This is a genomic window from Pseudomonas sp., assembly GCF_026224925.1.
GTDB lineage: Bacteria > Pseudomonadota > Gammaproteobacteria > Pseudomonadales > Pseudomonadaceae > Aquipseudomonas.
This window is the reverse complement of the sequence record NZ_JAMFRV010000057.1, coordinates 1-6,923: the sequence shown is the minus strand read 5'-3', so window position 1 is coordinate 6,923 and position 6,923 is coordinate 1. Positions and strand designations below refer to the sequence as shown.

Sequence of the window (6,923 nt, the reverse complement as noted above, 5' to 3'; positions counted from 1 at the left end):
GGGTGGCATCACCGGTGTTGCCGGGGCGCGGAGGCTATTGAACTTCGCCGCGGCAACGATTGATTCGACGTTGCCGCAACGGGTCGCCATTTTGGAGCAGGCGCTGGAGGCTTTCGAGAGTGAGCAAAAGTTCGACATTATTCATTGCCGACAAGTTGTGCATCATCTAAAAGATCCTGCGGTTGGCGTAAAGAAATTCTACAGCTTGTTGAAACCCGGAGGGATTGCCTTGCTGCTAAGGGAGCATGTGATCTTCGACGAGGCCGATCTACAATTATTCCTCCAAAGTCACCCATTTCAGGGGTATTCAGGAGGCGAGTTTGGCTATCGCCAAGATGAGTATTCTGGTTTCCTCACAGGCGCCGGGTTTGAGTCATTGCGCGAATACAAATTTGCAGATTCACCCATCAACTATTTTCCGCACAGCCGTGAAGTCGCGTTGTCCATCGACGAACGTCAAATAGCTGGGCGTCCCTATTCATTTATAGCGCGACGGAACTAACACATGAAAGTTCTTATTTTGGGAGCGGGTGGTTTCATTGGTGGGCATGTCTACACTGCGTTATCGGCACGTGGTTACAGTGTGGTTCCTGCTGATATCGTTGACACCGGCTTGCCCGGCAGTCTTATCTTTGAAGTGGATCACCCCGACTTTGCCAGCCTATTCGCTTCGGTTGGTGCCGACATATGCGTGAATTGTACCGGTGCGGCCAGTGTGCCCGTCTCGTTCGCGCAGCCGCTAAGGGACTACACGCTGAATACTTTGCGTGTAGCCGAAATGTTGGAGGCGATCAGGATTGCTTCACCCGATATGCGCTTCATTCACCTGTCCAGTGCGGCTGTTTACGGCAACCCTGTCGAATCACCGATTACCGAAATGGCTGAACGTAAGCCGTTGTCCCCCTACGGATGGCATAAACATTTTGCCGAGCAACTTTGCGAAGAATATACCCATCTATTCGGCCTAAAGACCTTATCCTTGCGAATCTTTTCGGCTTATGGACCCGGTTTGCGCAAGCAATTGTTCTGGGATATTTATAACAAAGCCAAAGCTTCCGAGCGGATTGAGTTCTTCGGTACCGGTGAGGAGGCGCGCGACTTTATTTATGTGGAGGACATCGCCGCATGTATTGAGTGCCTGATCCAAAACGTCGAGTTCGACGGCCGCGCTATCAATATCGCCTCAGGGATTGCGACGACCGTTCGTGAAGCTGTAACCGGGCTCATTTCGGCGCTTGACTGGAAACGTGAAATCGTATTTTCCGGTTCGGAACGGGTCGGCGATCCTACATTCTGGCGTGCTGATGTTTCGTTCCTCGATCGACTGGGCTTTAAGCCGTCGTATTCGATTCAATCTGGTCTGACTGCGGTGGCAAGATGGCTCAAAGACTTGTAATTGGCGTTCCCTTTAACTACGACGACAACTGGATTGGCGGGGTTTATTACGTCAAGAATCTTATTGCGTAGTTGAACTTGCTGGCTCCGCATGAGCAGCCGGATATTTGGATCCTCGGGCATAGCAAGGCGTCGTTCGAATTTATCCGCACTCACACCGGCTATCCTCATCTGCATTGGTCCGCGCCGGCTTTGCTGTCAGGTTTGGACGGGCCGCGCTCGCGCCGGACCAAGTTGTTCTCGTGGCTGGTGCCTAAGTTCTTCAAGCGCGAAATGCACTTCGACATGATTTTCCCGTTTCCGATCGGCACTAAATGGCAGCAGACCGCCTGTTGGATCCCGGACTTTCAGGAAAAACATCTGCCCGATTTTTTTAGTGCGGAGGAACTTGAGACGCGGGAACAACAGCATCGTCACTATTTCGAGAATTATCAGCACTTGGTATTTAGTAGTGCTGCCGCGAAACAGGATTTCGAGACTTTCTACCCTGAAGCCCGGGTTAATATTCATGTCGTGCACTTTGCTGTATTTGATCCACCGATGGTGCAGTCCGACGCCAGTTCGGTCTTGGCACAATACAAATTGCCGCAGCGATTTTTCTACTGCCCGAACCAGTTCTGGGTGCATAAAAATCATGAGTTGGTGATTCGCTCGGTTGCACTGCTCAAAGAGCGCGGTATAGAAGTGTGTGTGGTCTTTTCTGGTAAAGAGCATGACCATCGTGCGCCAGACCATACGCAGAAGCTTAAGCGCTTGGTTGCGTCGCTGAATTTGGAGGATCAAATCCGGTTCCTCGGCTTTTTGCCGCGCGACCATCAGATGGTGATATTTCATAACGCACACTGTATTGTGCAGCCTTCATTATTCGAAGGCTGGTCTACCGTGATTGAGGATGCGAAGTCAATCTCGCAATACGTGCTGGCCTCGAGCATCCCTGCCAATCTCGAACAGGCAACGGAAAATATCGAGTTTTTTGATCCATATCAACCCGAGGCGCTGGCGGCGCTTATGGAGAAATATGCGATGCAGGATCCGCCGCGCAAGACTATCGACTATGACATAAAGCGTCGCGAATTCGCTCAGGCCGTATTAAGTGTTGTCAAGGCTGTGAGGAACACGAAGTGAATGATCAAGCTCGAGAATCAATAACTTATGCAGCGAGGAATCTGAATTGACTCTTGGTTTATGGGCGGGCCTACTTAGTTTGGTGAGGAATCGCGGCCTGATCGTACAGATGACCGTGCGTGATATTGAAATGCGCTATAAGAATTCTGTGCTGGGTATCGTGTGGGTGATAGGGCAGCCGATTCTGCAACTATTGCTGTATGGTTTTGTTTTTCAAATCGTATTGCGCTCTAAATGGGGCCTCACTTTGGCCAATGGTTCCGAAGTGCCTTTTGGTCTGGTGCTTTACGCCGGCATAATGATGCATGCACTGATAGCCGATACCCTGGTGCGTTCGCCGTCATTTATTCTGAGTAACACTTCTTACGTGAAACGCGTCATTTTTCCGCTTGAGGTTTTGCCGCTGGTCAATGTCCTTAGTGGCATTGTTAGCGTAATGGCAAGTATCGTAATACTGATTGCCGTTACCGCATATGCTTCGAGCCACGTGCATAAAACTATTTTGCTACTACCCATTCCAGTCGTGCTGTTAGCCTTGTTTACCATGGGGTGTGGGTGGTTCTTGTCGGCGATCGGTGTTTTCTTTCGTGACCTGGGACAGTTGACCACTACGCTCGCCTCTGTCATGTTGTTCACGGCACCTATTTGCTACCCGGCCGAAATGGTGCCGCTCAAATACCGGTGGCTGCTGGACATCAATCCCCTGACCATCCCTGTCGAGTGTGTCCGTAGCCTGGTATTTATTGGCCATTACGATCAGTGGAATCGGCTAGGCGCGTACGCGCTTGTGGCGATCGCGGTTGCTGCCATTGGTCACATAACTTTCCACCGCATGCGCGCGGGGTTTGCCGATGCCCTCTAATACTACAATTGAAGTAAAAAATCTTTCCAAACGCTACGATATTTTCCACTCGGCGAGTAAGCGGATTCGCGCATTGCTATTTGGTCGTAGAGCCGACCAGGAGTACTTCGAAGCCCTAAAGCCCCTGAGTTTTGAAATTGAGCGCGGTAGTTTTTTTGGAATTATTGGGCAAAACGGGAGTGGAAAATCGACACTTCTGCAATTGATTTGCGGCATTCTTACTCCGTCCAGCGGTTCGGTATCGGTTCAGGGGCGTGTTGCCGCATTGCTTGAGCTCGGCGCGGGTTTTAATCCGGAATTTACCGGCCGAGAGAACGCCCGGCTCAACGCACGTATTCTTGGTGTGTCCGGGCGCCGATTTGAGGAGATTTTGCCCGAAATTCAGGCATTCGCTGATATCGGCACCTTCATTGATCAACCGGTGAAATTGTATTCAAGCGGGATGTTCGTCAGGCTGGCTTTTGCCATACAAGCCTGTATTGATCCGGATGTTCTGATTGTCGACGAGGCGTTGGCGGTTGGCGATATTTTCTTTCGTTTGAAATGCTATGAGCGACTTGGGCGCTTACGCGCCAAGGGCTGCACGGTAATTTTAGTTACGCATAGCATGGACGACATCATGCATTATTGCGACCAAGTCTTGCTGTTGGATCATGGTGACGCCGTGTATTTGGGTGATGCGACAGAGGCGATCAATCGCTACTACGCGCTAGGACACGTGAATGCGCGTCAGCATATTGCCGAGGACGCGGCACGTCTGAAAAGTGTGTCGCAGCGTATTGAGGATAGCGAGGATCACATCGAGCACCAAGAGGATTTTCAGGTCGACGCGATTGAATGGCCCAACGCCGGAACCATGGATATGAGCCAACGCGAGCAGACTGGCGACGGTTTGGTCCAATGTACCCAGATCGCGTTGACCAATTCCGTCGGTTCTGCGCGGCAAGTATTTCAGCAATTCGAAACGCTTAAGCTGTATGTGGAGTACAGGATTGTTTCGGACCTGGACACCCCGGTGGCAGGTTTTGTTATCCGTACCGATCGCGGTGTGATCGTGCACGGTCGAAATTCAGGGCAGTGTGGTTGCCCAGTGCCGCGTAGAGTGCGTCAGGGACAGATCGTGCGCGTTGTGTTTGATATCCCCATGTCGCTGGGGTGCGGCGAGTATATTATCGATCTTGGTTTTGCGACTTGGCCAACGGAGCTGTTTGACCATGCGAAACTGACATCAATGGCGGAACTCGAAGCCGCCGCAAATAGGCATTGCGTCTTGTCATCCGCGCTAAACTTCTCTATAGTTTCGCGCGGGCATTTCGGATTCCAGGCTCAGCCGTTCTACGGCATCGCGGCGGTTGATTCATCGGCGCGTCTTTCGATTGTCCGTTAAGAGGAACCGATGACGGCACGGTTAAGGCGTTTTTTAGGAATCAGGCTCGGTGTCCTGGATCAGCATCCCCCAAGGCCCCTTGACGTGCCTGATTGCGCCGCCCCAAGCAAGTTGGAGCCGGACCTCCCCGTCATTTCTTTGGTAACGCCTTCGTTTAATCAAGGCCAATATATAGGTGAGACGGTTCGTAGTGTATTGGGTCAACATTATTCGAAACTTGAGTATGTGATTCAAGACGCATGTTCCAGCGACAATACCGGCCAAGTGCTTGCCCAGTTTCCCGTCGATGCATTTTTCCTGGTGCGCGAGCGTGACACGGGCCAGGCAGATGCAATCAACCGTGGTTTTGCGCGCAGCCAAGGTGAAATTATGGGATGGCTTAACTCGGATGACTTTCTCATGCCGGGTTCTTTGTGCAAGATAGGCGCATACTTTCGCGATAACCCTGAGGTCGACGTGGTTTACGGCGACCGCGTCGTCGTAAACGAACATGGTCTGAAAATAGGAATGTGGGCTCTGCCTGGGCACGATGTCGAAGTGTTGCGCCAGGTAGATTACATCCCCCAAGAGACGATGTATTGGCGGCGGCGGCTTTGGGATCGGGCGGGCGGCCAAGTCGACGCTTCGTTGAAGTTCGCGATGGATTGGGAGCTATTGTTGAGATTTAGCGCCGCAGGAGCGAAATTTGCTCATTTGCCAGTCGTGCTTGGGGCGTTTCGTGTGCATTCCGCTCAGAAAACCAGCGCGCAGATGAGTTCCGTCGGTTTCGATGAGATTCGTCGCTTGCGGCAACAATACGGCGGTGGGTGTTTTACCCGTTTGCGCCGTCGGGTTCGGCATATGCAATTTCTCGCCCGGCATTGGGTAAATAATTATTGACTGCAATGGACATTGCAAGTCAGATTTGGTGATTAATAAAGGAGTATTTCAATGAAGGTGGCTCTCATTACCGGCGTGACCGGGCAAGATGGATCTTATCTTGCCGAGCTGTTGCTTGCTAAAGGCTATGTGGTCCATGGGATCAAACGTCGTGCTTCATTATTTAATACCAATCGAATCGATCATTTATATCAGGATCCACACGAAAGTGAGCGTCGGCTTATTTTGCACTATGGTGATATGACGGACTCTTCCAGTCTCATTCGTATAATCCAGGAAGTGCAGCCCGACGAAATTTACAACTTGGCCGCTCAGTCACACGTGGCAGTTTCGTTTGAAGAGCCTGAATACACAGCCAACTCTGATGCTTTAGGTGCATTGCGTATCCTAGAAGCTATTCGGATTCTAGGATTGGAAAAGAAGACGCGTTTTTACCAAGCATCTACTTCTGAATTGTATGGCCTGGTACAGGAAACTCCACAGAAAGAAACCACCCCATTTTATCCGCGCTCACCCTATGCGGTAGCCAAGCTTTACGCCTATTGGATTACGGTGAACTACCGTGAGGCTTATGGAATGTATGCTTGCAATGGCATTTTATTCAATCATGAAAGCCCTGTGCGTGGTGAAACATTTGTTACTCGAAAAATCACGCGGGCACTTGCGCGTATCAAGCTTGGATTGCAGGAGTGTCTCTACCTCGGGAATATGGATGCCAAGCGGGATTGGGGGCATGCCAAAGATTACGTAGAGATGCAATGGTTGATGCTGCAACAGGACTCCGCCGAAGATTTCGTGATCGCTACCGGCGTGCAATATAGTGTTCGCGAGTTTGTGGATGCCGCCGCTAAAGAAGTCGGAATAGCGATTAACTGGGTGGGTGAAGGCGTCGATGAAAAGGGATATGATGCCAGCGGCAAGTGCATCGTTGCGGTTGACCCCCGCTATTTCCGTCCGACTGAAGTTGAAACCTTGTTGGGCGACGCGACCAAAGCTCGGGAGAAATTAGGCTGGACGCCTAAGATCAGCTTCAATGAACTGGTGTCTGAAATGATGAGAGAGGATTTGAAAGCGGCCGAACGCGACGAGCTGGTCAAGCGCCATGGCTACTCGACCTATGACTACCACGAGTAAAGCGATGCGCAAGTCATCGAAAATTTATGTTGCCGGCCATCGGGGAATGGTCGGTTCCGCGATCGTGCGGCGTTTAAACGCCGGAGGCTATGAGAATCTGGTAACCCGGACTCACGACGCGCTTGATTTGACCAACCAGCC

General features: G+C 51.2%; 8 protein-coding genes. All 8 read left to right on the top strand.

The window, feature by feature from the left end; genetic code table 11:
• Positions 1 to 502, top strand: a 502-nt coding sequence (locus M0974_RS02480; protein ID WP_297832281.1) for a bifunctional 2-polyprenyl-6-hydroxyphenol methylase/3-demethylubiquinol 3-O-methyltransferase UbiG, incomplete at its 5' end; no start/stop codon positions are given.
• A 3-nt stretch (positions 503 to 505) separates the two neighbouring features.
• Positions 506 to 1,396, top strand: coding sequence for an NAD(P)-dependent oxidoreductase (locus tag M0974_RS02475; protein ID WP_297832278.1), 891 nt, complete (start codon positions 506 to 508; stop codon positions 1,394 to 1,396).
• 71 nt (positions 1,397 to 1,467) lie between these two features.
• Positions 1,468 to 2,520 (top strand): glycosyltransferase family 1 protein, encoded by a 1,053-nt coding sequence (locus M0974_RS02470; RefSeq protein ID WP_297832275.1) that lies wholly within the window; start codon positions 1,468 to 1,470, stop codon positions 2,518 to 2,520.
• A 46-nt stretch (positions 2,521 to 2,566) separates the two neighbouring features.
• Positions 2,567 to 3,382 carry an ABC transporter permease gene (locus M0974_RS02465; RefSeq protein WP_297832272.1) on the top strand — a complete coding sequence of 272 codons (816 nt, stop codon included), beginning with the start codon at positions 2,567 to 2,569 and terminating at the stop codon, positions 3,380 to 3,382.
• Positions 3,372 to 4,769 (top strand): ABC transporter ATP-binding protein, encoded by a 1,398-nt coding sequence (locus M0974_RS02460; protein WP_297832269.1) that lies wholly within the window; start codon positions 3,372 to 3,374, stop codon positions 4,767 to 4,769. Before M0974_RS02465 ends, M0974_RS02460 begins: the two co-directional genes overlap by 11 nt.
• 9 nt (positions 4,770 to 4,778) lie before the next feature.
• Positions 4,779 to 5,648, top strand: coding sequence for a glycosyltransferase family 2 protein (locus M0974_RS02455; protein ID WP_297832265.1), 870 nt, complete (start codon positions 4,779 to 4,781; stop codon positions 5,646 to 5,648).
• Positions 5,649 to 5,699: 51 nt separating this feature from the next.
• A complete protein-coding gene (gene gmd / locus M0974_RS02450) occupies positions 5,700 to 6,782 on the top strand; it encodes a GDP-mannose 4,6-dehydratase (protein ID WP_297832262.1) in 1,083 nt (360 codons plus the stop codon).
• The coding region (locus M0974_RS02445; protein WP_367278942.1) for an NAD-dependent epimerase/dehydratase family protein at positions 6,751 to 6,923 on the top strand (173 nt) is incomplete at its 3' end. The genes gmd and M0974_RS02445, both read left to right, overlap by 32 nt.